The 26,042-nt window shown below is 72.8% G+C and carries 23 protein-coding genes and 2 pseudogenes; 15 read left to right on the plus strand and 10 right to left on the minus strand.

All coding sequences use genetic code 11. The annotated features are described in order from the left end of the window. Window positions 1-14: 14 nt before the first annotated feature. The 4 genes and pseudogenes from ACIHEI_RS27000 to ACIHEI_RS27015 all read right to left on the minus strand — a co-directional run bounded on the left by ACIHEI_RS27000 (window position 15) and on the right by ACIHEI_RS27015 (window position 2,161). The gene (locus ACIHEI_RS27000) at window positions 15-551 is read right to left on the minus strand and encodes a hypothetical protein (RefSeq protein WP_392951323.1); all 537 of its coding nucleotides are present in this window, start codon (window positions 549-551) and stop codon (window positions 15-17) included. A gap of 11 nt (window positions 552-562) precedes the next feature. Beyond that, on the minus strand, window positions 563-1,030 hold the full coding sequence (locus tag ACIHEI_RS27005; RefSeq protein WP_396608451.1) for an RNA polymerase sigma factor: 468 nt from the start codon (window positions 1,028-1,030) through the stop codon (window positions 563-565). A gap of 136 nt (window positions 1,031-1,166) precedes the next feature. Continuing rightward, window positions 1,167-1,328, minus strand: a pseudogene (locus tag ACIHEI_RS27010) (Tn3 family transposase); the annotation flags it as partial. A 251-nt stretch (window positions 1,329-1,579) separates the two neighbouring features. Beyond that, window positions 1,580-2,161, minus strand: a complete 582-nt coding sequence (locus ACIHEI_RS27015; protein WP_396608417.1) for a hypothetical protein — start codon at window positions 2,159-2,161, stop codon at window positions 1,580-1,582. A gap of 286 nt (window positions 2,162-2,447) precedes the next feature. Between ACIHEI_RS27015 and ACIHEI_RS27020 the strand changes: the two genes are divergently transcribed. Then, window positions 2,448-2,831, plus strand: coding sequence for a VOC family protein (locus ACIHEI_RS27020; RefSeq protein ID WP_396608418.1), 384 nt, complete (start codon window positions 2,448-2,450; stop codon window positions 2,829-2,831). Window positions 2,832-2,836: 5 nt separating this feature from the next. Here ACIHEI_RS27020 and ACIHEI_RS27025 read toward each other — a convergent pair whose 3' ends face one another. Then, window positions 2,837-3,427 (minus strand): GrpB family protein, encoded by a 591-nt coding sequence (locus ACIHEI_RS27025; RefSeq protein WP_396608419.1) that lies wholly within the window; start codon window positions 3,425-3,427, stop codon window positions 2,837-2,839. Between the two features lie 156 nt (window positions 3,428-3,583). Here ACIHEI_RS27025 and ACIHEI_RS27030 point away from each other — a divergent pair, with 156 nt between their 5' ends. From ACIHEI_RS27030 to ACIHEI_RS27065, 8 genes are all read left to right on the plus strand, one after another. Further along, window positions 3,584-6,046 carry a penicillin acylase family protein gene (locus ACIHEI_RS27030; RefSeq protein ID WP_396608420.1) on the plus strand — a complete coding sequence of 821 codons (2,463 nt, stop codon included), beginning with the start codon at window positions 3,584-3,586 and terminating at the stop codon, window positions 6,044-6,046. 146 nt (window positions 6,047-6,192) lie between these two features. Beyond that, on the plus strand, window positions 6,193-7,977 hold the full coding sequence (locus ACIHEI_RS27035; RefSeq protein ID WP_396608452.1) for an acyl-CoA dehydrogenase: 1,785 nt from the start codon (window positions 6,193-6,195) through the stop codon (window positions 7,975-7,977). Between the two features lie 68 nt (window positions 7,978-8,045). Continuing rightward, a complete protein-coding gene (locus tag ACIHEI_RS27040) occupies window positions 8,046-8,231 on the plus strand; it encodes a CopG family transcriptional regulator (RefSeq protein WP_392951305.1) in 186 nt (61 codons plus the stop codon). Window position 8,232: 1 nt separating this feature from the next. Beyond that, window positions 8,233-8,577: a VOC family protein gene (locus ACIHEI_RS27045; protein WP_387640988.1), complete on the plus strand. Its 345-nt coding sequence runs from the start codon at window positions 8,233-8,235 to the stop codon at window positions 8,575-8,577. 106 nt (window positions 8,578-8,683) lie between these two features. After that, window positions 8,684-10,297 (plus strand): DHA2 family efflux MFS transporter permease subunit, encoded by a 1,614-nt coding sequence (locus ACIHEI_RS27050; RefSeq protein ID WP_396608421.1) that lies wholly within the window; start codon window positions 8,684-8,686, stop codon window positions 10,295-10,297. Between the two features lie 163 nt (window positions 10,298-10,460). Then, window positions 10,461-14,303: a tetratricopeptide repeat protein gene (locus ACIHEI_RS27055; protein ID WP_396608422.1), complete on the plus strand. Its 3,843-nt coding sequence runs from the start codon at window positions 10,461-10,463 to the stop codon at window positions 14,301-14,303. 16 nt (window positions 14,304-14,319) lie between these two features. Further along, window positions 14,320-14,508 (plus strand): hypothetical protein, encoded by a 189-nt coding sequence (locus ACIHEI_RS27060; RefSeq protein WP_396608423.1) that lies wholly within the window; start codon window positions 14,320-14,322, stop codon window positions 14,506-14,508. 182 nt (window positions 14,509-14,690) lie between these two features. Further along, window positions 14,691-15,629: an MFS transporter gene (locus tag ACIHEI_RS27065; protein WP_396608453.1), complete on the plus strand. Its 939-nt coding sequence runs from the start codon at window positions 14,691-14,693 to the stop codon at window positions 15,627-15,629. On the opposite strand, the gene ACIHEI_RS27070 is transcribed toward ACIHEI_RS27065, so the two are convergent. From ACIHEI_RS27070 to ACIHEI_RS27085, 4 genes are all read right to left on the minus strand, one after another. Then, window positions 15,616-16,353, minus strand: a complete 738-nt coding sequence (locus ACIHEI_RS27070; protein WP_396608424.1) for a hypothetical protein — start codon at window positions 16,351-16,353, stop codon at window positions 15,616-15,618. The genes ACIHEI_RS27065 and ACIHEI_RS27070 overlap by 14 nt on opposite strands. Before the next feature lie 156 nt (window positions 16,354-16,509). Next, complete coding sequence (locus tag ACIHEI_RS27075) at window positions 16,510-16,932, minus strand: hypothetical protein (RefSeq protein WP_396608425.1); 423 nt, start codon at window positions 16,930-16,932, stop codon at window positions 16,510-16,512. A gap of 4 nt (window positions 16,933-16,936) precedes the next feature. Continuing rightward, window positions 16,937-17,197 carry a hypothetical protein gene (locus ACIHEI_RS27080; protein WP_387640970.1) on the minus strand — a complete coding sequence of 87 codons (261 nt, stop codon included), beginning with the start codon at window positions 17,195-17,197 and terminating at the stop codon, window positions 16,937-16,939. Next, on the minus strand, window positions 17,194-17,457 hold the full coding sequence (locus tag ACIHEI_RS27085) for a hypothetical protein (RefSeq protein ID WP_387640969.1): 264 nt from the start codon (window positions 17,455-17,457) through the stop codon (window positions 17,194-17,196). Before ACIHEI_RS27085 ends, ACIHEI_RS27080 begins: the two co-directional genes overlap by 4 nt. A gap of 206 nt (window positions 17,458-17,663) precedes the next feature. On the opposite strand from ACIHEI_RS27085, the pseudogene ACIHEI_RS27090 reads away from it, so the two are divergent. From ACIHEI_RS27090 to bioD, 6 genes and pseudogenes are all read left to right on the plus strand, one after another. Further along, window positions 17,664-18,101: pseudogene (locus ACIHEI_RS27090) on the plus strand (SAM-dependent methyltransferase); the annotation flags it as partial. 69 nt (window positions 18,102-18,170) lie between these two features. Next, a complete protein-coding gene (locus tag ACIHEI_RS27095; protein ID WP_396608426.1) occupies window positions 18,171-18,968 on the plus strand; it encodes a DUF1963 domain-containing protein in 798 nt (265 codons plus the stop codon). A gap of 125 nt (window positions 18,969-19,093) precedes the next feature. Continuing rightward, on the plus strand, window positions 19,094-19,675 hold the full coding sequence (locus ACIHEI_RS27100) for a DUF4328 domain-containing protein (RefSeq protein WP_396608427.1): 582 nt from the start codon (window positions 19,094-19,096) through the stop codon (window positions 19,673-19,675). Window positions 19,676-19,831: 156 nt separating this feature from the next. Continuing rightward, entirely contained in the window at window positions 19,832-21,061 is a 1,230-nt protein-coding gene (gene bioB / locus ACIHEI_RS27105) for a biotin synthase BioB (RefSeq protein WP_396608428.1), read from the plus strand. Window positions 21,062-21,120: 59 nt separating this feature from the next. Then, window positions 21,121-22,371 carry an adenosylmethionine--8-amino-7-oxononanoate transaminase gene (locus ACIHEI_RS27110; RefSeq protein ID WP_396608454.1) on the plus strand — a complete coding sequence of 417 codons (1,251 nt, stop codon included), beginning with the start codon at window positions 21,121-21,123 and terminating at the stop codon, window positions 22,369-22,371. Window positions 22,372-22,393: 22 nt separating this feature from the next. Continuing rightward, window positions 22,394-23,128 carry a dethiobiotin synthase gene (gene bioD, locus ACIHEI_RS27115; RefSeq protein WP_396608429.1) on the plus strand — a complete coding sequence of 245 codons (735 nt, stop codon included), beginning with the start codon at window positions 22,394-22,396 and terminating at the stop codon, window positions 23,126-23,128. A 218-nt stretch (window positions 23,129-23,346) separates the two neighbouring features. Here the strand turns inward: bioD and ACIHEI_RS27120 are convergent, their stop codons facing one another. After that, window positions 23,347-25,827, minus strand: a complete 2,481-nt coding sequence (locus ACIHEI_RS27120; protein ID WP_396608430.1) for an RICIN domain-containing protein — start codon at window positions 25,825-25,827, stop codon at window positions 23,347-23,349. Window positions 25,828-26,042 lie beyond the last annotated feature (215 nt).

Consider the following 26,042-nt stretch of genomic DNA (forward strand, 5'->3'; position numbering starts at 1 on the left):
CGCGCCGGAAAGGGTTACGGGCCGACCGGGATGGGCTTGGCCCCGATGCGGGCGCACGCCTGCTCCGGGCTCAGGCCATCAGCGGGGTAGATCACCGGCCCGCCGGGGGCATGCGGGTCACGGTGGTAGCCGCCGTCGGGGTCCGTGACGTCGGCACCTGGGTGGAAGCATGCGGTGAAGGACGTCGGCACGGGCTCGGAGGGACCCCACATCTGCGTCCACTGCCGGGCGCAGGATGCACCCGGATTCCGGGAATCGAAGCCCTTCGTGGTTGACACCTCGGCGAGGTCCGCGTCCGGGGAGAGCGTCCGCGCGCACATCGCGGTTCGCCCCGGTTCACTCCACGGCAGCCCGCCTGCGGCAGCCATGGCGCCACCGCCTGCCACCATGGCCAGTAGCGCGCCGCCGACCACCACCGTCCGCGACGGCCGCCTCCGCTCGGCCGGGGCCTGTGCCTGGCTCAGCACCGAATCGAGGACCTGCTGCCCCTGAGGTGATTGCGCCCAGCCCTCGGCGTCCTGCGGGCGTAGCTGCTGGATGGTGTTCAGCACCGGGTCGTTCCTCACGCGGGTACCTCCGAGTTGATGGTGGTGAGAGACGCTTGCTGTTCCAGAGCCGTGCGGAACCGCTTTCGGGCGCGGTGGAGGCGGAGCGTGTAGGCCGCCCTGCTGCAGCCCAGCACCGTGGCGGCCTGCTGCGCGGTCAGGTCGTACCAGCCGGCGAGTAGCAGGACTTCTCGGTCGGTCTCGGTCAGGAGCATCAGCACCCGGAACACGTGTTCGCGGTCCGCGACGCGGTCCTCGAAGGCCGTCGAAGGAGCGTCGTTCAGCACCGCTTGTATGCGTTCCGCGAGCGCCTGGCGCCGCAGGTCCGAGCGCACCCGGTTGGCCAGCAGCCGGCGTGCCGCCGCAAGCAGCCACGGCAGCGCATCGTCCGGCACCGACTTCTGCTTGCGCCAGGCCAGCAGGAACGTCTCCGACACGATCTCCTGCGCGGTATCACGATCCGTGCGGTGCACCAGGTAGCCCATCACCCGGTCGGCATGGGCCCCGTACAGTGCCTCCAGCCACCGATGCCGCTCCCGCGGATCCTCTTGACCTGGCATGTGCGCCCTTCCTCTGAAACAGCTGTCACCAGGAAATGTCCGGCACAGCGCCAACCATTACAGCGGCGGTGTCGGTGACGATCGTCTCCGGGCGCCGCCCGCCGTCGCGGTCGTAGAGGACGTCCAGCACGTACAGCGAGTCGCGCGGGGTGCTGGCCACCACCTTCCCACCCAGCCCGGCGGCCTGGTCGTTGATCATGTCGAGCCAGGTCGCGCCGCCCCGGTGGGTCGTCAGGTGCACCCGCACCGGCCCGCGCCGCAGCCGGTCCAGCTCCGGGACCCGCGCTCCGGCCGGCACCGCCGGCAGCTCGTCCAGCATTGCCCGCCGGCCCGGTGTCAGCAGGCCGTGCAGGGTCTCCCACAGTCGCTGGTTCGCCGCCTCCCGCATACCGGCGACCAGCCGGGCCGGCGTTGTCACCCCGGCAGCAGCACCCGCCGCGCAATCCTGTTCGGCTACCGGTCGCCCCGACCGCACTACCGCCGTCGTCGCGGGCGGCCGCTCTCCCGGGGGTCGTCCGCGGCGTCGGCGGCTCCGTGCGCGGTCTGCGCGGCGGTCAGGACGAGGAAGCTGCCGATCACGGCGAACGCCGCCGGGACGCCGGTGAAGATCCGGATCTCGGCTCCGCGTCGCCGCGCGTACTCGTTCGCGTCGATCCGGACCGGCACCAACTTCTGTCCGTGCGAGCCGGGTTCACGCTTCGTCCAGTAGTGGCCGGACTCGTCGTTGCGGACCTCCGCCGCGTCGCCGGCGGTGGCCAGCCCGATGGCGATCAGGCAGACCGCGACGGCGTAGCAGAGCCGCACGCCGCGCGGCAGCAGCCACAGGTACCTGAGGAGGCCGAAGCCGCTGCCCCGGCGCAGGAACCGCACCGACCAGGAACGCACCAGCGCCGTGCCGAAGACCAGCACGATCGCGCCGAGCGTCGGGGCCCACAGCCACGCCGGGGCCGCCCAGCGCAGCGGGGGTGCGGTGGCGGCCAGGCAGAGGAGTTCGACGGCGCAGAGGACCCACGCCGCGACGAAGTGCACCCGGTGACTGCCCCGCAGAACGTCCACGCCCCACCCCCGTTCACCCGAACCGCCCGCGCAGCCTATCCCCGGCGCCCACCCGCCCGGCACCCCTTCCGGCGCCAGGGCCTGTCCGGCCGATCTTGTCGGATCAGCGCGCGGCTCCCCCAGCCCTTGCGGGCTGGGAGGTGCCCCCATTTCGCGCCCGGCTGGGCGTGCCGACGAAACGTCCTCGTACTGGATGTACTTGGATGTTTTGCCGGTGCTTCCAGGCAGGATGATCCGGCGTCGCGCGCCCGGCAAGATCGGCCGGACAGGCCCTAGACTGCCCCACATGTCTTGCCGCATCAGCGAGTTGATCCTGGACTGCGCCGACCCCGACCTGCTCGCCGCGTTCTGGTGCGAGGTGCTCGGCTACGTCGAACTGGGCCGCGAGCCCGACGGCGGCATCGAGATCGGGCCGCCCGGCACCGGCTTCGGCGGCCCGCAGCCCACCCTGATCCTCAGCCCCACCACCGACCCGCGCCCGGCCAGGCTGCCCCTGCACCTCGACGTCAGCCCCACCGACCGTGACCAGGACGCCGAACTCGCCCGCCTGCTCGCCCTCGGCGCCAAACCCGCCGACGTCGGCCAGACCGGCGAGGAGAGCTGGCACGTCCTCGCCGACCCCGAGGGCAACGTCTTCTGCCTCCTGCGCGCCCGCGTCCCTGCGGTCTGAACGCGCTACGCCAGGCAGCTGTGCGGGGCCCAACCCGTCGCAGCGGCCCAGGAGTTGGCGACGGTTATGACGAGGTCGACGACCGGGTCCTTGACGTCGGAGTAGGTGTCGATGTCACCGACCGCGCCCGCCAGCACGGTCTTGAACCGTGCATAGGCGGGCACCGCCTCGGGGTGCGCGCGGAACCAGTCGCGGAAGAGCAGCGCCAGGCGCTCATTGGGAGAGCCGAGCAGCCGGACGTGCAGGTTGCAGTCGGCGCCGGCCTGTCCGCGGCGCAGCCACAGCCGCTTGGCCCACCGGCCGGGGTCGTCGTCCAGCCCGGCCGGGACGTGGTCGCGCTGGTACGGGGAGCACCGGAATCCCATCGCGGCCAAGGGCCCGTCAAAGGCGCGTTCGGCTTCGGCGAGATCGGTGACGCTGATCTGGAGGTCGAAGACCGGCTTCGCGGCCATGCCGGGGATCGCGGTGCTGCCGATGTGCTCGACGTGAAGGGGCAGCGGCGCGAGTTCCGCGCGCAACTCGGCGGCGAGGGCGAGTCCTTGCGCCTGCCAGGCTGGGTCGTAGGGGGAAACCACGATGGGTTGAAGGTCGGACATTCACCCCACTCTAGTTCGTACGGCCTGGATCGCCCGTGGGCCCGGGGATGTAAGGGATGCCCCTACCCCGGAGGCGCCCGGGTACGTCTCGCGGGCGAGGGCCGCCTCGTCCCGTGGAGCGATGACCGGCCCACGCCGTGACGGCAGCGTGGGGCCATGACGGAGAACACGAAACTGACGGATCGTCAGTCTCGCGCGAAAATGCGCCGGTTGGCGTCGGGGGCGCTCGCCCTCGGGCTGGCGGCCGGGCTGTTGACCGCGCTCACGCCCACCTCGGCACAAGCCGCCGCCGACACCGAACTGACAGCAGGCCAGGGGACCGGCTGGACCGCCAAGATCCGGCGGACCGAGTACGGCGTCCCGCACGTGCTCGCGCAGGACTTCGGCGGCCTCGGGTACGGCTACGGCTACGCCTTCGCGCAGGACAACCTCTGCGAACTCGCCGACCAGGTGGTCACGTTGCGCGGCGAGCGCTCGCGCTGGTTCGGGGCCGACGGCCGGTCCTCGGACCGGACCGGCAACCTGGACAGCGACACCTACCAGCGGGGCCTGCTGCAGGCCGGGACGGTGCGGCGGCTGATGGCCGAACCCGCGCCGCTCGGCCCGACCGGTGAGGCGCGGCAGCTGGTCGACGGGTACGTCGCGGGGTACAACCGCTACCTGCACGACACCGGCGTCGACCACCTTCCGGACCCGTCCTGCCAGGGGAAGGGCTGGGTCGGGCCGATCACCGCCGAGGACATCTGGAGCGTCCTCTACAACGTCAACACCATGTCGGGCGTGGCCAAGACCCAGTTCGCCGAGGCCGTCCCGGGCGCCGGAGCCACCGCCGCCCAAGCCGCCACCACCACCGCACCCGCCGCACCCGCCGGAGCCACCGCCGCCCAAGCCCCCACCGTTGCGCCCTGGTCGCACAGCGCGGACGACACCCCCGACACCGGCAGCAACGCCTGGGCGATCGGACGGGACGCCGACCGCGACGGCCACGGTCTGCTGCTGGCCAACCCGCACCTCCAGTGGACCGGCCCGGAGCGGTTCTACCAGGCGCAGTTGACCATCCCCGGCGTCGTGGACGTCGCCGGCGCCGGCCTGTACGGCCTCCCGTTCATCCAGATCGGCCACACCAAGGGCCTTGCCTGGACGCACACCACCAGCTACGCCGACCACGCGACCCTGTACCGCCTGTCGCTGGTGCCGGGCGACCCGACCGCGTACCTGGTGGACGGCAAGGCCGAGCGGATGACCACGGAGACCGTAAAGGTCACCGTCCGGGCCTCCGACGGGACGCTCTCCACCGTCGACCGCAGCCTTTACCGGTCCCGGCAGGGCTACGTGCTGGCCGACGGCTGGACCGGCGAGCAGGCCTACACCCTGCGCGACTCCAACGCCGGCAACCTCCGCTCGCTCAACGAGTGGCTGGCGGTCAGCCGTTCGCAGAACCTCGACCAGCTTCGGCAGGCCCAGCGCACCTACCAGGGCAACCCGTGGGCGTACACCACGGCCGTGGACTCCACCGGCACCGCCTACTTCACCGACTCCTCCGCCGTCCCGCACCTGCCCGACGCGCAGCTGACGCGCTGCCTGGTGCCCGGCCCCTGGTCCACCGGTGTGCTGGACGGTTCGACCACCGCCTGCGACCCGGGCAGCGACCCGGACGCACTGGTGCCCGGCATCTTCGGCCCGGCCAACCACCCCGCGCTGACCCGCACCGACTACGTGGCCAACTCCAACAACGGGCCCTACCTGACCAACGCGGACGCACCGATGGCCGGCCTGCCCACCGTCTACAACGCCGCTCAACGGATCGCCACGCGGCCGCAGTTGGGCCTGCGGATGATCGCCGACCGGCGGGCCGGCACCGACGGCCTCGGCGCGCCCGGCTTCACCCTCGACACGCTCCGGGCCACCATGTTCGGCAACCGCGTGCAGAGCGCCGAGCTGGACCGCGACGACGCCGTCGCCCTGTGCCGCGCCCACCCGGCGCTCACGGCGTCCGACGGCACCCCGGTCGACGTGCGCGCCGCGTGCGACGTGCTCGCCGCCTGGGACACCCGGGCCGACGCCGACAGCCGCGGCACCGTCCTGTGGCAGGCGTACCGCGACGCGCTGGCGGGCACCCGCACCATGGCCTGGCAGACCGTCCCGTACGACCCGGCCCGGCCGCTGACCACCCCGCGCGGGATCGCCGCCGACAACGCCGACGCGCAGCGCGCGTTCGCCGACGCCGTCCGCCGCCTGGCGGCCGCCGGGCTGCCGGTGGACGCCCCGATCGGCGCCGTCCAGCGCTGGGCGGGCATCCCGCTGCACGGCTGCGCCGGTCAGCTCGGCTGCTTCAACGTGCTGACCGCCCAGCCGAGTTCGGGCGAGGGTGGCGGCACCTACCCGGCGGCCGGTGCGGGCGTTCCGCACGGCTCCAGCTTCCTGATGGCCACCGAGCTGACCCAGCAGGGCCCGCGCACCCGGACGCTGCTCGCCTACGGGCAGTCGGCCGACCCGACCTCCCCGCACTTCACCGACCAGACCCGCCGCTACGCCGCCAAGCAGTGGGTGACTGAGCGCTTCACCGAGGCCGAGATCCGTTCCGCCCCCGGCCTCACCGTCACCACCTTGCACCGCTGACCGCACCGGCCCCGGGCCGTCGCCGTTTCCCGAACGGCGGCGGCCCGTACGTGTGAGGCGGCCGGTCCGGCCTATGATCTGCGGCCACTGGACGTCTCCTCAGGGCGTCCTGCGTCGCCGAATTGGGGTGTGCCGTGGCCGGGTTGGTGCTGTCGCGTCGGGATCTGGACTTCCTGCTGTTCGAGTGGCTGGGTGCGGAGGCGTTGACCGGGCGGGAGCGGTTCGCCGAGCACGACCGGGAGACGTTCGAGGCGGTGCTGGACCTCGCGGAGGATCTCGCCGTGCGGCACTTCGCCCCGCACAACCGCCGCAACGATCTGGAGGAGCCCCGGTTCGACGGGGAGCGGGTGGTGCTGCATCCGGAGGTGAAGCCGGCGCTCGAGGCGTTCGTCGCCTCGGGGTTGATGTCGGCGGCGATGGACCACGACCTGGGCGGTCAGCAGTTGCCGACGCTGGTGACGAACGCCTGCATGGCGTGGTTCCAGGCGGCGAACGTGGGGACGGCGGCGTACCCGTTCCTCACCGTCGCGAACGCCAATCTGCTGGCGGTGTACGGGACTTCGGAGCAGCGCGAGCGGCTGGTGCGGCCGCTCGCGGCGGGGCGGTTCTTCGGAACGATGTGCCTCTCGGAGCCGCAGGCGGGCTCCTCGCTGGCGGATGTCCGAACCAGGGCCGAGCCCCAACCGGACGGCAGCTACCGGCTGTTCGGCACCAAGATGTGGATCTCCGGCGGCGACCACGAGTTGAGCGAGAACATCGTGCACCTGGTGCTGGCCCGGACCCCGGGCGCGCCGGCCGGCGTGAAGGGTCTGTCGCTGTTCGCGGTGCCCAAGTACCTGGTGGAGGTGGACGGTTCGCTCGGCGAGCGGAACGACGTGGTGCTCGCGGGACTGAACCACAAGATGGGGTACCGGGGCACCGTCAACACGGTGCTGAACTTCGGCGAGGGCCGCCACCTTCCGGGCCGAGCGCCGGGCGCAGTGGGCGAGTTGGTCGGTGAGCCGCACCGCGGGCTGGCGTGCATGTTCCACATGATGAACGAGGCGCGGACGGGCGTCGGACTCGGCGCGGCGGCCCTCGGCTGCACCGGCTACCTGCACGCACTCGAGTACGCCCGCACCCGCCCGCAGGGCCGCCCGTTGACGGCCCGCGACCCGTCCGCACCGCAGCTGCCGATCATCGGGCACCCGGACGTCCGGCGTCTGCTGCTCACCCAGAAGGCTTACGTGGAAGGGGCGTTGGCGCTCAGCCTGTACTGTAGCCGACTGATCGACGAGCAGCGCACGGCGCCGGACCCGGCCGCGCGGGCGGCGGCGGGGCGCCTGCTGGAGGTGCTGACGCCGGTGGCGAAGAGCTGGCCCGCGCAGTGGTGCCTGGCGGCGAACGACCTGGCGATCCAGGTGCACGGCGGGTACGGCTACACCCGGGACCACCCCGTGGAGCAGTTCTACCGGGACAACCGCCTGAACGCGATCCACGAGGGCACGCACGGCATCCAGGCCCTCGACCTGCTGGGCCGAAAGGTCGTCCTGGACGGCGGCGCGGGCCTGGCCGCGCTGCTCGGCGCGTTCGCCGCCACCACGGCACGGGCTGCTGAACTCGGCGGCGAGGCAGCCGAGTTCGCGTCCGCGCTGGACGCCGCCGCCGCACGGATCCGGCACACCACCGGCGCGTTGTGGTCGGCGGGAGACCCGGACGTCGCGCTGCCGAACGCCTCGGTGTACCTGGAGGCGGTCGGACACGTGGTGCTGGCCTGGATCTGGCTGGAACAGTACCTCGCCCTGGGCACCGCCGACACCCCCTTCCACCACGGCAAGCGACAGGCCGCCCGCTACTTCCTCCGCGTCGAACTCCCCCGCACCGGCCCGCAGTTCGACCTGCTGGACGCGCTGGACCGGACGGCCGCCGACACGCCGCCGGAGTGGTTCTGAGCGATCTCCCGGCGGCCTCCGGAAATGCGGGCTAGCATGCTAGCAATCTAGCGAGCTAGCATGGGCTCGTGAGCGATGCGGACGTCAAGCAGTTCAACGTGTACCTCCCGCTGGGGCTGATCAGGCAGGTCAAGATCCACGCGATCGAAACGGGCATGTCACTGTCCGCTCTGGTCGCGGCGGCCTTGCGCGCCTACCTCGAAGACGCCGGCAAGCACGCCGGCAAGCAGCCCTCTTCCGAAAAGGAGTCCTGACATGGCAACCGAAGGCTTCGAGGCGGTCTTCGTGGAGACCCACAACTGGGGCAGGAGCGCCAAGTTCTTCCAGGAACTGGGCTACCGACTGGAGCCCACCAGCGGCGACGGCTCCGGCGTGTTCCGCAACGGCGACGGCCCCTACCTGGTCGTGGTCGAGATCCCCGAGGACCGGCAGCCCGGCGTGCAGCTCGCACTGAAGGTGCCCGACCCGGACGGGTTCCGGCCCGACCCGGTCGTCGAGGTCGTCACCCCGTTCCAGGACACCCACTACGGCACCCGCGAGATGACCGTCCGGGACCCTGACGGCCGGGTGTGGAGCCTCCAGGCCCCCGCCAAGAACTGACGCACCGCCCGCCCCCTCCTCCGAGTCGGAACGCTCCGAGTCGGAACGCTCCAAGTCGGAACGAGGGGGCACTTTCCGTGGGGGACACGCGAGGAGGGAAAGCGAAATGAGTCGTTGGCGCGGCAATCCCTGGGCGGTGCTGGTCACGCTCAGCCTGGGGTTCTTCATGACCCTGCTGGACCTGACGGCCGTCAACGTGGCCATCCCCAGCATGATCGGCGACCTGCACGCCTCGCTGGACGAGATGCTGTGGGTCATCAACGTCTACATCCTGGTGCTCGCCGCACTGCTGATCACGTTCGGCCGGCTCGGCGACGTACGCGGGCCGCGCGCGATGTTCGTCGGCGGTGTCGCCCTGTTCACCGCGGCGTCCGTACTGTGCGCGCTGGCCCAGGACCCGGGCCAACTGATCGCCACCCGGGCCCTGCAGGGCCTCGGCGCGGCGGCGCTGATGCCGCAGACCATGACCATCATCATCGGCACCTTCCCCGCCGAACGCCGGGGCACCGCGCTGGGCGTGTGGGGCGGCGTCGCGGGCGTGGCCACCATCGCCGGGCCGACCCTCGGCGGGTTGCTGGTCAGCGCGGCCGGCTGGCGGTGGATCTTCCTGGTCAACGTCCCGATCGGGGCGCTGGTGCTGGCAATGGCCGTAACGCTGGTGCCCGACCTCCGGCCCGGCAGCCGCCGACGAGTCGACGTGGTGGGGGTGGTCCTCGCCGCAGCGACGCTGGTGTGCCTGACCTTCGCACTCACCGAGGGCCAGCGGTATGCCTGGAACGCCGGAATCCGGTCGCTGCTGGGCGCGTCGGCCGTGCTGCTGGTGCTGTTCCTGCTCCACCAGCGCGCCCGGCAGAACGACGAACCGCTGCTCCCGTTCGCGCTCTTCCGGGACCGCGACTTCGCGGTGATGAGCTTCGTCGCCGCGACCGTCCAGGTCGGCATGCTCGGCCTGTTCCTCCCGGTGATGATCTACCTCCAGTCGGTGCTGGGCTTCAGCGCCCTCGCCGCCGGGCTGGTGATGGCGCCGGCCATGCTGGTGTCGGCAGTGCTGTCGCCGGTCGCGGGGCGTCTGGCGGACCGGGTCGGCGGCACGTACGTCCTGATGGCCGGGTTGACGCTGTTCGCGGCCGGAATGGCCTGGCTCGCCGCAGTCACCGATGTCGGCCGCGCCTGGTGGGAGTTCCAGCCCGCGCTGGTCACGATGGGAGTCGGGATCGGCTGCGTGTTCGGTCCGATGGTCACCGTCGCCATGTACCGCGTGCAGCCGTCGATGGCCGGGGCGGCGTCCGGCGTGCTGAACACGATCCGCCAGATCGGCACCGTCCTCGGCAGCGCGGCCGTCGGGGCCGTCCTGCAGAACCGCCTGGCCATCGCCTTGCACGACGAGGCGGTCCGGCGCGCGCCCGACCTCCCGGCCGAGGTCCGCGAACCGTTCCTCGCCGCCTTCCGCAACGCCGCCGGCGCCGGCCAGGAGACCGGCCTCGGCATCACACCCGCCTTGCCCCCGGACACCCCGGCGGACCTCGCCCGGCAGGTCGACCGGGCCGCGACGGCCGCGTTCGACCACGGGATCGTCCACGCCATGGGGCCGACCCTGGCCCTCCCCATCACGGTCGTCGCGCTGGGCGCCGTGGCCTGCCTCCTCGTCCGCCGACACCGGTCCGCCACCACCGTGGTGGCCGCGGCCGCGCGACCCGAGCCGCGGCCGACCCCGAAGTAGCCCTGCGGACCGCCGATGACGGCTCGTGGCACCGTTCGCTGCTCGTCTAGGGTGATGGCGATTCGCAGCGTGAACAGGGGGCGTCGTGGAGCGGTCACGGCTGGTGGGGGTTGGTGGGCCGGGCGGTCCGGGTTCGGGGTGGGCGGTCGGTGGGCGGCTGGTGTTGACGTCCGCTCATGTGGTGTGCGGGGACGGGCCGTTGGAGGTGTTCCGGCCGGCGGGTGCGGGGCCGGTCGGCGCCGGGGTGCTGTGGTGCGGCACGCCGGGCGGGCGGGACGATGCGGCGCTGCTGGTGCTCGACGAGTCGCTGTGGGCGGAGCCGCCCGGGCCGGTGCGGTGGGGGCGGTTGGTGACGGACCGTCCGGGGACGGCCTGCGAGACCTGGGGACTGCCGGACGTCGGCCAGCGCCCGGGGCGTCCGGCCGAAGCGGTGCAGTTGGTCGGGGAGTTGAACCCGGGCACCGGCTACGTCGACAACCGGCACGTGCTGGACCTGCGGCAGCACCCGCCGCAGTGGTCCACCGGCTCCCCGTGGGGCGGCCTTTCGGGGGCGGCGGTGCACTGCGAGGACCTGCTGGTGGGGGTGGTCGCCTCCGAACGGGCGCACTCGGGCGGCGCGCAGCTGAACCTGGTGCCCGTCTATGTTCTGCACCACGATCCGTCGTTCCGTGCCGTGTTGGCGACGCACGGGGTTCCGGCGGCGGCGCTGGAGCCGGTCGAGTTGCAGCACCTGGCCGATCCGGCCGTCGCCCCGGAGCGGGCGGCGGGTCCGGTCCGCTCCCCTGCGGCGCTGCTGCGGGCGGCCCGGCAGGTGGTGCCGTTCCACGGGCGGACGGAGCTGCTGGGCGAACTGGTCGAGTGGTGCGAACGCGGCGGATTCGGCGCCTGGTTGCTGCACGGCCCGGGCGGTCAGGGCAAGACCCGGCTGGCGCACGAGTTGGCGGCCCGGCTGTCGGAGCGGCAGTGGGCGGTGCTGTGGCCGCGTCCGGACCCCGGGGCCGAGGAGTTGGCGGACTGTCGGCGGGCGGCGCGTCCGCTGCTGATCGTCCTGGACTACGCCGAGCACCGCACCGAGCAGTTGGCGGCCCTCGTCAAGGCCGCGGCCGCGCACCGCGGTCCGACGGCGTTCAAGCTCCTGCTGCTGGCCCGCACCGACGGCGACTGGTGGCAGCAGGCCGTCACCGCCGACGACGTCGCCCAGGACCACCTGGAGTTCGCCCCGACCCGGCGGCTGGACCCGCTGCTGGACGAGCCGGCCGCCCGCCCGGCCGCGTACCGGGCCGCGCTGGACGCGCTGGCCGCCGCGCTGCCGTTCGTGGACGGCCAGTCGGGGCCGGACTGGACGGGCGTCGCGGCTGCGCTGCCGGTGCCCGCCGAACTCGGCCGGGCCGGGTACGACAATGCGCTGACCCTCCAAATGGCGGCGCTCGCCGACCTGCTCGACACCACCGGCTCGGCCGACTTCGCCGGTCGGCCGGGGGCCGCCGTGGTCGAGGACCGGCTGCTGGGCCACGAACGCCGCTACTGGCAACGGACGGCGGCCGCACTCGGCCTCTCCCCCGCACTGTCGCTGCGCGCACTCGACACGGTGGTCGCCGCCGCGAACCTGGCCGGCGCCGCCGACCGCGAGCAGGCCGACCGACTGTGGCGCCAACTCCCGGCCCTGGCCGACCAACCCCGCGACCGCCGCGACACGGTGACGGCCTGGCTCGGCGCGCTCTACCTCGCCCCCGCACCCCAGCCGTTCGGCCCGCTGCCACCCGACCGGCTCGCCGAACGCCACATCGCCCGCGTCCTGGAGGCCGACCCCACGCTGCCCGAGCAGCTGCTGCCCGCCCTCGACGCCGACGGCACCGGGCAGCTCCTCACGGTCTACACCCGCGCGGCCGCCCAACCCGCCACCGCCGGGCGCCTCGACGCTGCGCTGACCGCACTGTGCGTGCGTCACCACACCACGCTGGCACCGTACTTCGTCCCGCTGGCGACCCGCAGCCCGCACCCGGGGCCGCTGCTGGCCGCGCTGGACGCGATCACCGCCGACCCCGGAACGCCGCTGGACGACCTGGTCGCACTCGACCCGGTGCTCGCGAGCGTCCGCCCGTCCCTCGTGCGCCAACACGGCGAACTGTCCGAGGTCCTGGCGGTCCGCCTGCGGCAGCCGGCCGCCGCCGATCCCGCCCGCTACGGGCTGGCACTCGCCTCCGCGCTAAACGGACTCGCCCTCTGGACGAGCCGGCTCGGCCGCGCCGAGCAGAGCCTGGCACTGACCGAGGAGGCGGTCGGGCTGTGGCGCACGTTCTTCGAGACCGACCCGGGTCCGCACGCCCGCGGCCTGGCCGGCATGCTCGACAACCTCGCCGCACGGCTCGGCGAACTCGACCGGCCCGCCGAAGCCCTGGCCGCAGCGCAGGAGGCCATCGCACTGCACCGCACCCGCGCGGATGTGGACCCGTCCGGGCTGGCCGACGCGCTCGTCCAACTGTCCACCATCCTCGGCACTCTCGGACGGCACCCCGAGGGGCTGGCCGCCGCACGGGAGGCGTACGACCTGAGCCGACGGCTCGCCGGGGCCGATTCGCAGACGCACGGCCGCCGGTGGGCGATCGCGACCACCCAACTGACCATCCGGCTGGGTGATCTCGGCCACCTGACGGAGTGCGCGGAGGTCGCCCGCCAGGCCGTGCGGGTGTACCGGGTGCTCGCCGCGGACGACCCGGACCTCAACACGTCCGCTCTCGCCACGGCGCTCTCCAACGAGTCCCACGCCTGGCGACTGCTCGGGCGGCCCGACCAGGGGCTGGCCCCCGCAGAGGAGGCGACCGCGCTGCTCCGCCGGCTCGCGGAGAGCAACCCGGACGCCCGCCTTCCCCGGCTCGTCACCGCCCTCACCATCCTCGCCGACCACCTGCACGGACTCGGCCGCCATCCCGAGGCCCTGGCCCGGGCGCGCGAAGCGCTGACCATTGCCCGCGGGCTGCGCGCCGACCCACTGCACACCGACCGCTCCGCCGTCGCAGCGGCCCTGCTCTGCCTCTCCGGCCTCCTGGATGGCGAGCATCAGGCCGGGGAGGGGCTGACGGCGGCCCAGGAGGCGGTCGAGCTGTACCGCGCTCTGAGTGCCGACCGCCCCACCGCATGGACCGCGCGCCTGACCACCGCGATCGGTCAACTCTCCAACCACCTCCTCCTGCTGGACCGGGTTCCGGAAGCGCTGGCCGCACGCGTCGAGGCGGCGGACCTCCTCGACGCACTGGCCTCACCGGCCTTCCTCCCCCGGCAGGCCGAAGCGCTGGAGGCCCTCGGCCTCCTGCTCACCGTCCTGGGACGGCACGCCGACGCGGTACCCGTCCACGCGAAGGCCGTCGTGGTCTGCACCGCCCTGGCCGGGTCCGCCCCGAGCGCCCACATGCCGCAGCTGGTCCGCGCCCTGATCCGGCTCAGCGAGGAGTTCCGGCTCGCCGGCGACCTCGCCTCGGCCGTCCGACCGGCCCGCCACGCCCTCGATCTCTGCCGCAGCCTGGACGAAGCCGTGTCGAACCGCCATCTCCCGCTGCTGGCCGACGCGTTGATCACCCTCGCGGACTCCCTGGTCGAACCCGGCGAGCTGGCCGAGAGCATCGCCCTGGCCGAGGAGGCGACGGCCCTCCGCCGCACCCTCACCGCGACCGACCCCGACACCCACCTCCCGCCGCTGGCCCACGCGTTGATCGTGCTGGCCACCCAGTCGGGCATGGCCGGCCGGGTACCGGACGCACTCGCCCCCGCCCTCGAGGCGACGGCCATCTGCCGGAACCTCCTCCGTGCCGATCCCGACCTCCACCGGTCCCCGCTGGCCGCCGCCCTGCGCATCCTCGCCCTGGTCCGACTCAACCTCGGCCACCACGGCCTGGCCCGGGACGCCGCACTCGAAGCACTCGACCTCTACCGGGACCTGGCCGACCAACAACCCGCCGAATTCGACCGCGTGGTGGCCCAGTTCCGCGAGATCCTGGCCTGGATCGACTAACTGCCCTCCCGACCCGGTGACGGGGCGCGCCACCACCCGCGAGTTCGCCCGCCCCTGCGGCATCGCCGCCGCCATGCGCCGCGCCGAACTCGCCTGGCGCCGCGAACTCGCCGCCCGCACCATCGCCGACCTCGCGGGGGACGCCCCGGCGGCATCCGTGACCCGCGTCCGCCGCAACTACGCCCGCCTGGCCTCCGCCGCGTAAGGATGCGAAACCAGGGGCGCGAGCGGGTGCAAAACCGGGGGCGCGAGGAACTGCGCGAAGGGGAACGCACCCGTCGGAAAGATCGCGGCGCAGGACAATGACCTGCACTTGATCGCGACCATGCGAACACGTCCACGCTTGTCGCACAGTTCCCCGCGCCCCGACTTCGCGCAAATCCGGGGCTGGCGCCCACGTACGCCGTTCTGCTCGCGGGCCGCGTCCTCGCGGCTCTGGGGGCGGCCGCGTTCACCCCGACCGCCGGCGCGACGGCCGCAGCGCTGGCGCGAGCCGAATCGCGGGGGCGGGCGCTCGCGGTGGTGATCGGCGGGCTGACGGTGGCCACGGCGCTCGGCGTGCCACTCGGACGGGTGGCCGCCGCCGGCCTGGGGTGGCGGGCGGCACTGGGCGCGGTCGCGGCCCTGTCCGCGCTGGGAGCCCTCGCCGTCGCCCTGACGCTCCCTCATCTCCCGGGCGGCGAGCCCGTTTCGCTGCGGAGGCGGCTCGCCGCGCTGCGCCACCCCGGAGTGCTCTCGGTGCTGCCGCTGACGGTGCTCGGCATGGCGGCCTGCTACGCGCCGTACTCGTACAGCGTGCCGGTGCTGGCTGCGGTCGGCGTCTCGGGGCGGATCGCCGTACCGGTCACGCTGGCGCTGTACGGCGCGGGCGCGGTGGCGGGCAACCTGCTGGCAGGTCGCTGGACGGACCGGGCCGGTCCGATGCGGGTGCTGACGGCGGGTTACGCGGCAATGGCGGTGTCGTTCGCGGTGCTGGCCGCGCTCGCGGCTGGGCACCTGGGCGGCGGCGGCATCCCGGCCGGAGCGCTGGCGTTCCTGTGGGGCGCGAGCAGTTGGTGCCAGACCCCGGCGCAGCAGCACCGCTTGCTGGCGGCAGCCGCCGAACAGGCCCCCCTGGTGGTGTCGTTGAACTCGTCGGCGATCTACCTGGGCATCGGCGCGGGCACCGTGCTGGGCGGCTTGGCCCTGCCGTCGGGCGCAGCAACGGTTTTCGCGCTGGCGGCGGTGCTGGCGTGCGGCGCGGCGGGGTTCCTCGGGGTGACCACACTCGGGGCGACCACACTCGGGGTGACCACAAAAGAACGATCCGGTGCTACATCCACATGAACGGCTGGCCGGCTATGGCGGCGGCGGTCCTGGCGCTGGCGGTCAGGACGTCGTCCGGGCCGTCGCCGGGCCGCTGGTCCGCATACCGCGAGACCGCGATGGTGATGTAGTGGCCGACCAGCTCCACCCGCGTCGCGGCCATCGGCTTGACGCCTGCGGCGGGGGCCACCAGCCCGTCGGGGAAGGTGAATTCGAACTCCGCCGCGTGCTCGCGCACGGCCTGCACGGCCCGTGAGGCGGCGTCCGGGTCGTTGAAGCGCAGGACGGTGAGGCTGCTGATCACGGGCTGGTCGTTGCGGGTGAGCGCGACGCCGAGCCAGCTCTGGCAGTCGAGCTTCTCCAGCAGATTGTGTGTCTTGTCGATCTGGACGTTCTGGCAGTCGGCGCCGTCCCGGGCGGCGGTCCGGCGGGCCTTGAACGCGTCGTAGTCGTACGTGCGCTGGGCGGGGAAGTACCGTTCCGCGCCGAATGCCTGAGACTCCGTCAGCGGCTTGGGCACCTGCCCGGGCGTGGCAGCGGCGGCCGCGGGCAGGGTGCTGGTCGGCCCGAGGCCGGGCAGGATGTCGCCGGGGTGCGGGGTGGACACCACCCAGACGCCGCCGGCGGCCAGTACCGCGACGACACTCCACAGGACGGCCAGTCGTCTCCGCTCGCCGACGGCCCGATGTCCGGCCACCGGCAGGTCCTCGTCGGTGCTTGCTGGCGCGTCCCCCTGGATGGTCATGGCGCAGATTCTAAGCAGGTCATCCCACAATCCCACCTTCGGGTCGGGCGTACCGGAAGCACCCTTGCCATTGCAGGCCCGGAGCCACCAATCGACTTATCGGCAGATATGACGTTATGTCCAACTTGCGCGCGCCGACCGGACACTGGGCGACTGTCAGAAGATCACTCGCGCCGCATCCGGCTTGGCGAACGGCATCATGTCCCAGCCCGCGGGCCAGCCCCGCTCGTCGCACCGCTCCCCCGGTTCGGCATGGATCAGGCGCGGAATCCGCCACATCCACCACCGGCCGTCGCCGTCGCCGCGCCCGGGCCAGGGGATCGTGGCGGCGCGAAATCGCTCGTCCAGCCCGCGGAGCTCCGGCTCCCAGGCCTCGCGGACCGCCGCGGGCAGCTGCGGCCATTCCTCCGCCAGCGCACTGCGGCAACCGAGGTCGTTCATCAACTCGGGCGCGCACCACGAGTGCCCCTCTTCGACCCCCTCCACCTCCTGCCGCCACTGCCTCACCAACACACTGACGGCGCCGGGCGACCCGCCGGCTCGCCGATCGGCGCCGGCCACCACCACCTCGGCACCCATCGAGTCACTCACCGAGCCCCGGCACCCACACCAGGCGCAGGACGTCGATGGTGCGTTCCTCGGGGTTGACGAACAGTTCGGCGGTGACCGACGGGGCGAGCACCGCGCTGCGCAGGTCGCCCCACTCGTCGAGGGCGGAGCCGGCCCGGCCGTCGAGTGTCACCAGGGCGGCGGTGACCAGGGCGAACAGCAGGTCGTCCGCCTTGGAGATCTCGATCATCGTCTGGGCGGGCTGGTCCTGGAGCCAGAACCGCCAACCCTTCACGCGACGGCCCCGATCTGTCGCGACCGGGCGGCGGCGAGTACGGGGCCCACGGCGGCCCGGAAGCCGGACCGGTCGCTGCCGTACGCCGCGGACATGGCGCGCAGCCACCAGGACGTGATCACGGCCTCCCGGTCAAGCGGATCCTCGACCGGCCCCAACTCGCCGTAAAACCGGGCCCGTTCGTCATAGGTGAGCGCATGCCCGATGCCATTGATGCTCCGCGGCACCCGCAGCGTGCCGGACTCCGCCATTGCCGTCATGCCTTGCCCTCCCGTCCCAATGCCTCCGACCGTACCCGGGCAGGCCCGATCCGTCTGCCACCTTTCCCCAACGAACTGTTCACCGCCCCGCCGTGGCCACGGCCGCCACCAGGTGCGCGGCCACGGCGATTCGCCGTCCCGGGCGGGCGGGTGCTCTCCTACAGTTGGGGCGCCGACAGTCCGAGTGACAGGAGTTCCAACACCCCGACGTGGCCCGCCTGATCGACTTCGACCAGCCGGTCGGCATCGTCTTCAGCGCCGTCCTGCACCACCTCAACGACGCCGAACAGCCCGGCGAGCTGGTGCACTGGTGGACGGACCGGGTGCCGCCGGACAGCCGGATCTACATCTCGCACTTCCGCACCGGCGACGGCGACGGCGACGGCGACGGCGACGGCGACGGCGACAACGAACAGACCCGGATCGCGGAACAGAAACTGCAGGACGCGTTCGGCCGCGGCCGCTGGCGCACCGACGAAGAGATCACCGCCCTGTTCGGCGACCTCGAACTCCTCGAACCCGGCCTCGTCAACTGCTCACTCTGGCGCCCGGAATCCGCCCCGGCCCCCAACACCGGCACGCCCCCGCACGAACCGACGGTGTGGGAACGGATGATCTCCTGCGCCCTCGCGCGCAAGCCGTAGGAGCCTCGACCGAGCCGTGTTCGCATCGGCGCAAAGCCGACTGTGGGCGGCAGTTGAGACGATGACGGCATGGAATTCCACGACACTGCCGAGATGCACCGAGTCTGCGTCGAACGGCTCGGAGAGCGAGCCGGCCCGCAGTTCGCCGCGATGGCCCGCCGCGGCTTCCGGTTGGAGCCTGCGAGCGGTGGCGCCCCGGCCACCGGCCGATGCCGGCTCGGCGGCCCGGCCCTCCTCGAACCGGAAACCCGGTGGCCCGAGCTCGACGGCGTTCCGCTGTCCCTGCTCGCCGTCCTCGACACCGATGCCCTCGCCGCCCCGCTCGGCAGTGAACTGCCCACCCGGCCGGGCCTGCTCAACTTCTTCTCCCTCGCTCCGGATCTGCCGTACGAGACTTACCGACAGCTGGACACCTCCGGCCCGCAGGCCCACCGGGTGATTCCGGCGGACCCCGCACGAGCAGTCGAAAGGACCGCGCACGAACCGGCGAGGAACTATCCGGCCCGCCCCGTCCGCGCCGTCGGGTCGACCATGCTCCCGGACGCCTGGGACGTCGAGGACCACGACGTCGAGTTCGACTCCGACAGGCACTGGGGCGCGGCGTCGCTCATCCTCGCCGCGTTCGGCGACCTCGACGGGAACACGGCCGGACAGCACTGCGCCTTCGGCTGGCCGGACGCCTCCTACGCCTACGCGGTGACCGGCCGCGACGCCGGCGGGCCCGCCGTCCATCTGCTCCAACTCGCCGAGGACACCGGTCTCGGCTGGGGCTGGGGTGACGCGGGGACGATGTACTTCACCATCCCGGCGAAGGCTTTCGCGGCGGGGGACTTCGGCAAGGTCGAGGCCGCTGTGCGTAGCTGTTGAGCCAGGGCAACTCGCTTTGAGAGTTCGAGCGAAGCCCCTATTCTTCACGCCGTCACTGCGAGTGATCCACACCGCAGGCACCACTTCGGCGGGGGATCTCCGTGCATTCCGGGAACGTTCACCACATGCCGGGCCCGCAGGCCCTGCCCGACGACAGATCGGCCACCGGCGTCCGGCGATTGGCGCCGGCCGCGCAGGTGCTGATCGGCCTTGAGGCCGCCTCGCAGGCGGCGGTCGCCGCGGCCGGCGGCACCCGGTCGGCGGTGTTCCCGATGCTCGTGCCGCTCCTGGTCGTGCTGGCCGTCGGCAGCATCGTCGCATTCGTTCTCTGGTTCCGGCGCTGTCGGCTCAACGTCGACCGCTTCGGTCCGGATATTCAGAAGTACTCGGCCGGATGGGCCGTCGGCGCCTGGTTCGTCCCCCTGGCGATGTGGTGGATTCCGCGCCGGATCGCGCTGGACATCTGGCGCGCGACCGAGCCCGCCGGCAAGACCTGGTTGATCAACGCCTGGTGGGCCGCCTGGCTCGCCCAGACGGTCGGTGCCACGGTCCTCGACGAGCTCGGCGCGGGCGACAACGGCTACTCGGCCTTCGACGTGGTGGCCGGCCTGGCTGCGGCGGTGCTCGCGATTCTGGTGATCCGGCAGATCACGTCCGCTCAGGAAGCGAAGTTGCGCGGCAGGGTGCAAACCACCGTGACCGTGTGAGGAATGTCTCGCAGCGTCCGCCGGCTATCGGAATACCGTCAGATCGTGCGTAAAGCGGCAGGTCAAGGCCTGTTGTGACTACTCGCACACGCTCCGGGCGATCTTCTGGTGTGTTCCCTCTGGCGGACGGCGGGGCGGCCCGGGCAGGATCGGGCCATGGATCTCCTCGACACGCTGACCGACAAGGGCCTTCGCCGGGAACTGCCCACCCGCGAGGAGGCGCTGGCCGTACTGGCCACCACGGATGACGAGCTGCTGGATGTGGTTGCGGCCGCCGGGCGGGTGCGCCGGCAGTGGTTCGGGCGCCGGGTGAAGCTCAACTACCTGGTGAACCTGAAGAGCGGGCTGTGCCCGGAGGACTGCTCGTACTGTTCGCAGCGCCTGGGGTCGAAGGCGGAAATCCTCAAGTACACCTGGCTGAAGCCGGAGCAGGCCGCCGAGGCGGCGGCCGCGGGTGTCGCGGGCGGCGCGAAGCGCGTCTGCCTGGTGGCCAGCGGCCGCGGGCCGACGGACCGGGACATCGACCGGGTCGCGGACACCATCGCGGCGATCAAGGACGCGGACGAGCAGGTCGAGGTCTGCGCCTGCCTGGGGCTGCTGTCGGACAATCAGGCCGAGCGCCTGAAGGCGGCCGGCGCGGACGCGTACAACCACAACCTGAACACCTCCGAGAGCACGTACGGCGAGATCACCACCACCCACACCTACGCGGACCGGGTGGACACCGTGACGAAGGCCCACGGCGCGGGCCTGTCGGCCTGTTCGGGGCTGATCGCGGGCATGGGCGCGAGCGACGAGGACCTGGTGGACGTGGTCTACGCGCTGCGCGAGCTGGACCCGGACTCGGTGCCGGTGAACTTCCTGATCCCGTTCGAGGGCACCCCGCTCGCCGAGGAGTGGAACCTGACGCCGCAGCGCTGCCTGCGGATCCTGGCGATGGTCCGGTTCGTCTGCCCGGACATCGAGGTGCGGATCGCGGGCGGCCGCGAGGTGCACCTGCGGTCGATGCAGCCGCTGGGCCTGCACATCGCCAACTCGATCTTCCTGGGCGACTACCTGACCAGCGAGGGCCAGGCCGGACAGGCCGACCTCGACATGATCAAGGACGCCGGTTTCGAGGTGGAGGGCGCCGAGCAGACCACCCTGCCCCGCCACCGCGCGTCGGCCGGCGGCTGCGGCGGCGCCTCGGCCTGCGGCGGCCACGAGGAGCAGACCGCCTGCGGGACGGGCGGCGGCTGCGGCCCGTGCGGCGGCCACCAGGCCGACCAGGCCGACGAGGCCGAGACGGCCACCACGGAAACCGAGGCCGCCGAGGACGAGGCGCGCACCGACCTGGTGCGGGTGCGCCGTCGTGGCGCGGGCACCGAACTGGCGCCGAACGCGTGACGGACAACGCGCAGTTGCTCGACCTGGACCGGGCGCACGTCTGGCACCCGTACGGTCCGATGCCGGGGACGGTCCGGCCGTTCGTGGTGGAGTCGGCCGCGGGCGTGCGCCTGCGGCTGGCCGAGCCGGTGGGCGGGCACGAGGAGCTGATCGACGGGATGTCGTCCTGGTGGGCGGCGATCCACGGCTACCGGCACTCGGAGCTGGACGCGGCCGTCCGCGACCAGCTGGAGCGGATGAGCCACGTCATGTTCGGCGGGCTGACCCACCGCCCTGCGGTCGAACTCGCCGTCAAGCTCGTGGAGTTGACGCCTGAGCCGCTTCAGCACGTGTTCCTCGCCGACTCCGGTTCGGTGGCGGTCGAGGTCGCGCTGAAGATGTGCCTCCAGTACTGGCAGTCGCTCGGGCGGCCGGAGAAGCGGCGGGTGCTGACCTGGCGCGGCGGCTACCACGGCGACACCTTCCACCCCATGTCGGTGTGCGACCCCGAGGGCGGGATGCACCACCTGTGGGGCGGGGTGCTGCCCCAGCAGCTGTTCGCCGCCGAGCCGCCGGCCGGGTACGACGCCCCGGCCGACCCGGAGTACCTGGCGCACCTGGCCGATCTGATCGAACGGCACGCCGGCGAGCTGGCCGCCGTGATCGTCGAACCGGTGGTGCAGGGCGCGGGCGGCATGCGCTTCCACTCCCCCGCCTACCTGAGGGCCCTGCGCGAGTTGTGCGACGCGCACGACGTCCTGCTGGTCTTCGACGAGATCGCCACCGGCTTCGGCCGCACCGGCGAACTGTTCGCCGCCGACCACGCGGGCGTCTCCCCGGACGTGATGTGCCTCGGCAAGGCGCTGACCGGCGGCTACCTGACGCTGGCCGCCACCCTGTGCACCAGCAGGGTCGCGGAGGGCATCTCGCGCGGCGAGGTCCCGGTGCTGGCGCACGGCCCGACGTTCATGGGCAACCCGCTGGCCACCGCCGCCGCCAACGCCTCGATCGACCTGCTGCTGCGCCAGGACTGGCGCACCGAGGTCAAGCGCATCGAGACCGCGCTGCGCGACGCCCTCGCACCGTGCGCCGGACAGCCCGGGGTACGGGACGTCCGGGTGCTGGGCGCGATCGGCGTGGTGCAGCTCGACGCACCGGTCGACCTGGCGGCGGCCACCGCGGCCGCCGCCGAACAGGGCGTGTGGCTGCGCCCGTTCCGCGACCTGATCTACACCATGCCGCCGTTCGTCACCGACGACGCGGACGTGGCCGCGATCGGCCGAGCCGTCGCCGCCGCCGCTGCCGCGTCCCACGCGGCGCACAGCAACTGAACCACCCTCCTGAGGAAGCACCATGTCCCCCGTACTGTTCGTCACCGGCACCGGCACCGAGGTCGGCAAGACCGTCACCACCGCGGCCCTCGCGGCGCTCCGCACCGATCCGGTGGCAGTGCTCAAGCCCGGCCAGACCGGGCTGGCACCGGGCGAGCCGGGCGACGTCGAGGAGGTGGCCCGGCTGGCCGGGCCGCTGGTGCACGGCGTCGAACTGGCCCGCTACCCCGAGCCGTTGGCGCCCGACACGGCGGCCCGCCGGTCCGGTCTGCCGACCCTCGCGCCGGACGAGGTGGCGAAGACCGTGGCCGACCTGGCCGACCGTTTCGACTGCGTGCTGGTGGAGGGCGCGGGCGGGCTGCTGGTCCGCTACGACGAGCGGGGCCGGACCCTCGCCGACCTCGCCGCCGCCTGCGAACTCGCGGGCATCCAGGCCGAGTTCCTGCTGGTCGCGGCGGCCGGCCTGGGCACCCTCAACGCGACGGCGCTGACCGCGGAGGCGCTGCGCCACCGGGGCCTGACGCTGCGCGGCGTGGTCGTCGGCAGCTGGCCCGCAGACCCGGACCTCGCGGCCCGCTGCAACCTGGCCGACCTGCCGTCCGCCGCCGGCGCCCCGCTGCTGGGCGCCCTCCCGGAAGGCGCGGCAGCCGACCGGTCCCCGGCCGCTTTCCGGGAGTTGGCCGTGTCCGCGCTCGCCCCGTCGCTGGGCGGCCACTGGGACGCCGAGGCGTTCGCGGCGGCGCACCACCCCGGCTGAGCGGACACACAGGAACGGGGGGGGGGGGGGGCCCCCCCCGCGCGGGGGGGGGGGGGGCCGCCCGCGGGGGGGCCCCCCCGGGGGGGGGGGGGGCGGGGGGGGGGGGGGGGGGGGGGGGGGGGGGGGGGGGGGGGGGGGGCGCCCCCCCCCCCGGGGGCCGCCCCCCCCCCGCCCCCGGGGGGGGGCCCCCCCCGCCCCCCCGTTTCTTCGTCTGCCCGTCAGCCGATCGTCCAGCGCTGGAGCGCCGAGCCGGTGTCGGGCTGCTGGGTGACCAGTGCGCCGTTGCCGCTGGAGGCGGTGGTGAGCAGCAGTCCGCTGCTCTGCGAGGCGATGGTGTAGCCGCCGTTCACCGCGCTGACGATCCAGCGCTGGTTGCTGCCGCCGGTGCAGGTGTACTGGATGATCGCCGCGCCCGCGCTGCCGGAGCCGCCGTTCACGTCCATGCACAGGGTCGATTCGGCGTTGCTGATCTGGTAGCTGCCGTCGGCCTGCGGGGTGAAGATCCACCGCTGGTTCTGCCCGCTGTTGAGCGCCCAGGTGATCAGCTGGGTGCCGGCGGTGGTGGAGTGGTTGGGGTTGTCGAGGGCCTTTCCGGAGACGGTCAGGGTGTGGGTGCCGGTGAGCGCCGGGTTCACCGCCCAGGTGAAGGTGGTCGAGCCGTTGGCCGTCCCGGAGGAGGCGGTGACCGTGACGGTGGCGGAGCCGGTGGTGGTCGGGGTGCCGGTGATCAGTCCGGCCGGGCTGATGGTCAGTCCGGCGGGCAGTCCGGTGGCGGTCCAGCTGAGTGCCTTGCCGGCCGAGTCGTTGCCGCCGAGCTGGAGCGAGACGGCGGTGTTGACCTTGGTGGCCTGGTTGCCGGGGTTGGTGACGGTGACGGTCTCGGGCGCGCTGCCGGCCACCGTGAGGGTGAGTGTCTGCTCGCTCGCGGTGCGGCCCGCGCCGACCGCGCTGCCGCTGGTGTCCGTCCAGGAGCGGGCGGGGACGGTCTCGGCGAGTCGGCCGGTGGCGGCGGAGAGGCCGAGCGCCAGGCCGCTGTAACGGTTCACCAGCTTGACCGTGCCGTCCGCGGCGCCGTTCGCGTCGGTGCCGCGCAGCACCCACCACTGCTGGCCGACGCTCGGCCCGCCGACGGGCGCGGCCGTCACGGTCGGCTGCGCGCCCCAGGCCCGGCCCGCCACCGCGCCGGAGTTGACGCCGAGCAGCTGCCCGGTCGAGGAGTTGGCGATCCGGTAGGAGCCGTCGCCGTTGGCCGCGAAGGTCCACGACTCCAGCGCGGACCCGGTGGGCGCGGCCACCGAAGTGGCGGTGCCGGACGCCTGGGCGAGCACCCGGCCGCCGTTGGTCGCGATCCGGTAGGCCTTCGTCAGGTCGACCGGCGCCGCGGCGGGCGCGGTGGAGTCGATGCTGACGTTCACGTACTGCCCTGACGCACCGCCGGAGCAGCCGAACGCGCAGTACGAACGGAACGACTTGCCGACGATCGCCGAGCTGGTCCGGTTGGCGCCGTCCAGGAACCAGCGGTACCAGGACGCCGTGTGGTACCCGCCGGTGTCCCCGATCGGGTACCACTTCTGCGTGGCGAGGTTGTCGGTGGCGTAGAACTGCTGCGGCGCGTTGCCGCTCTGGTCGACGGCCTGCGGCTCGCCGATGTACAGCCCCAGGTAGGCGTTGTACGTGACGCCCATGACGAACAGCGGCGAGGTCGCGGGCATCTGACCGGCCGCGATCTGCTGGGCGGAGGTGCCGGCGTTCGCCGGGTCGTACTCGCCGGAGACGGGCGTGTACCCGGTGCTGCTGGACGCCCCGACGGGCACCATGTTCGACTCCCGGCCACCGACGCCGGCCTCGCTCCAGGCGCCGTTGTACCACTTCTGCCAGGAGCTCGGCGCCATCTTGCCCGCGATCGGGGCGCGCGCGACGTGCTCGTAGAACGCCTTCCAGCCGCCGCTCTTGTCGACCACCCGGGAGCCGTAGAACACGTAGAAGTACCCGGACGCGGCGTCCACCAGCAGGCGCTGGTCGCCGTCGCCGTACGAGTACGTCTGGTTCGGGAACTGCGCGGTGTCGCCGCGGGTGGTGCTGTACGGCGAGGTGATCACGTGGTCGCGGATCGTCCAGGTCCTGCCCTGGTCGGTGGAGACCGCGTAGTCGATGGCGTCGAAGTGCAGCCCGTCACCGAAGGGTTGGGGCGTGAACTCGTTGTGCACCAGCCCGTACCAGTCACCGGTGTCCGGGTCGATCCAGACGCCCGACAGGTCGCAGTAGTTCTTCTGCGCGTAACCGCTGCCGCTCGGGGCGGCGGTGGCGGTCTTCCCGGTCGGGCTGTTGTTGCAGCGCCAGGTGGTGTCGTTGTTCTTGTCCTGCGCGTTGGCCGGGTTGACGGCGTTGGAGACGGCACCGGAACGGGTGGCGGTGTCGAAGTCCGTCCCCGTGAAGAAGTCCCAGTACCGCGGGTCGCTCGCGCCGTACAGCGCCGCGGACTGCTGGAACCAGAACGTGCCGTCCTTGTCCAGGTACGGCACCGCCGGGGTGTCGGTCGGGTGGCTGTACGTCACCGGCGCGCCGACGGCGACGCTGTACGTCGCGGCGTCCGGCTGCGTCGCCGAAGTCGCGGAAGCGGTCGGCGCGACACCGGCTGCGACGGCCAGCAGCACGGCGGCCAGAGCGCCGGCGGCCGGCCTGCGTGGGGGTGAGAACACGGGTACTCCTTCGGTGGCCCGTTCTGCAATGAGATGCAGTATCCGGGCTCCGATCGAGCACTTGTCAACAACTTCGCGCAGAATCCTGCACACAAAGGCTTCCCGCCCCTGTTCGAAGCTGCTTGACTGACCGTCAATCGATCAGACCTCAACAGACCTTCACCACCCCGAACCCCGATCGACTGCCGCTACCCCGGCCTGCGGGTGTACAGGTG

This window comes from Kitasatospora sp. NPDC051984 (genome assembly GCF_044593455.1).
In the GTDB taxonomy this organism is placed as follows: domain Bacteria; phylum Actinomycetota; class Actinomycetes; order Streptomycetales; family Streptomycetaceae; genus Kitasatospora.

Coding starts and splice junctions, on each gene's coding strand:
- ACIHEI_RS27070 (WP_396608424.1), bottom strand. CDS start 16,353: ATGACCATCCAGGGGGACGCGCCAGCAAGCACCGACGAGGACCTGCCG.
- ACIHEI_RS27025 (WP_396608419.1), bottom strand. CDS start 3,427: ATGTCCGACCTTCAACCCATCGTGGTTTCCCCCTACGACCCAGCCTGG.
- ACIHEI_RS27075 (WP_396608425.1), bottom strand. CDS start 16,932: ATGGGTGCCGAGGTGGTGGTGGCCGGCGCCGATCGGCGAGCCGGCGGG.
- ACIHEI_RS27005 (WP_396608451.1), bottom strand. CDS start 1,030: ATGGGCTACCTGGTGCACCGCACGGATCGTGATACCGCGCAGGAGATC.
- ACIHEI_RS27085 (WP_387640969.1), bottom strand. CDS start 17,457: ATGACGGCAATGGCGGAGTCCGGCACGCTGCGGGTGCCGCGGAGCATC.
- ACIHEI_RS27100 (WP_396608427.1), top strand. CDS start 19,094: ATGCCGGGCCCGCAGGCCCTGCCCGACGACAGATCGGCCACCGGCGTC.
- ACIHEI_RS27030 (WP_396608420.1), top strand. CDS start 3,584: ATGACGGAGAACACGAAACTGACGGATCGTCAGTCTCGCGCGAAAATG.
- ACIHEI_RS27045 (WP_387640988.1), top strand. CDS start 8,233: ATGGCAACCGAAGGCTTCGAGGCGGTCTTCGTGGAGACCCACAACTGG.
- ACIHEI_RS27095 (WP_396608426.1), top strand. CDS start 18,171: ATGGAATTCCACGACACTGCCGAGATGCACCGAGTCTGCGTCGAACGG.
- bioD (WP_396608429.1), top strand. CDS start 22,394: ATGTCCCCCGTACTGTTCGTCACCGGCACCGGCACCGAGGTCGGCAAG.
- ACIHEI_RS27110 (WP_396608454.1), top strand. CDS start 21,121: ATGCCGGGGACGGTCCGGCCGTTCGTGGTGGAGTCGGCCGCGGGCGTG.
- ACIHEI_RS27050 (WP_396608421.1), top strand. CDS start 8,684: ATGAGTCGTTGGCGCGGCAATCCCTGGGCGGTGCTGGTCACGCTCAGC.
- ACIHEI_RS27020 (WP_396608418.1), top strand. CDS start 2,448: ATGTCTTGCCGCATCAGCGAGTTGATCCTGGACTGCGCCGACCCCGAC.
- bioB (WP_396608428.1), top strand. CDS start 19,832: ATGGATCTCCTCGACACGCTGACCGACAAGGGCCTTCGCCGGGAACTG.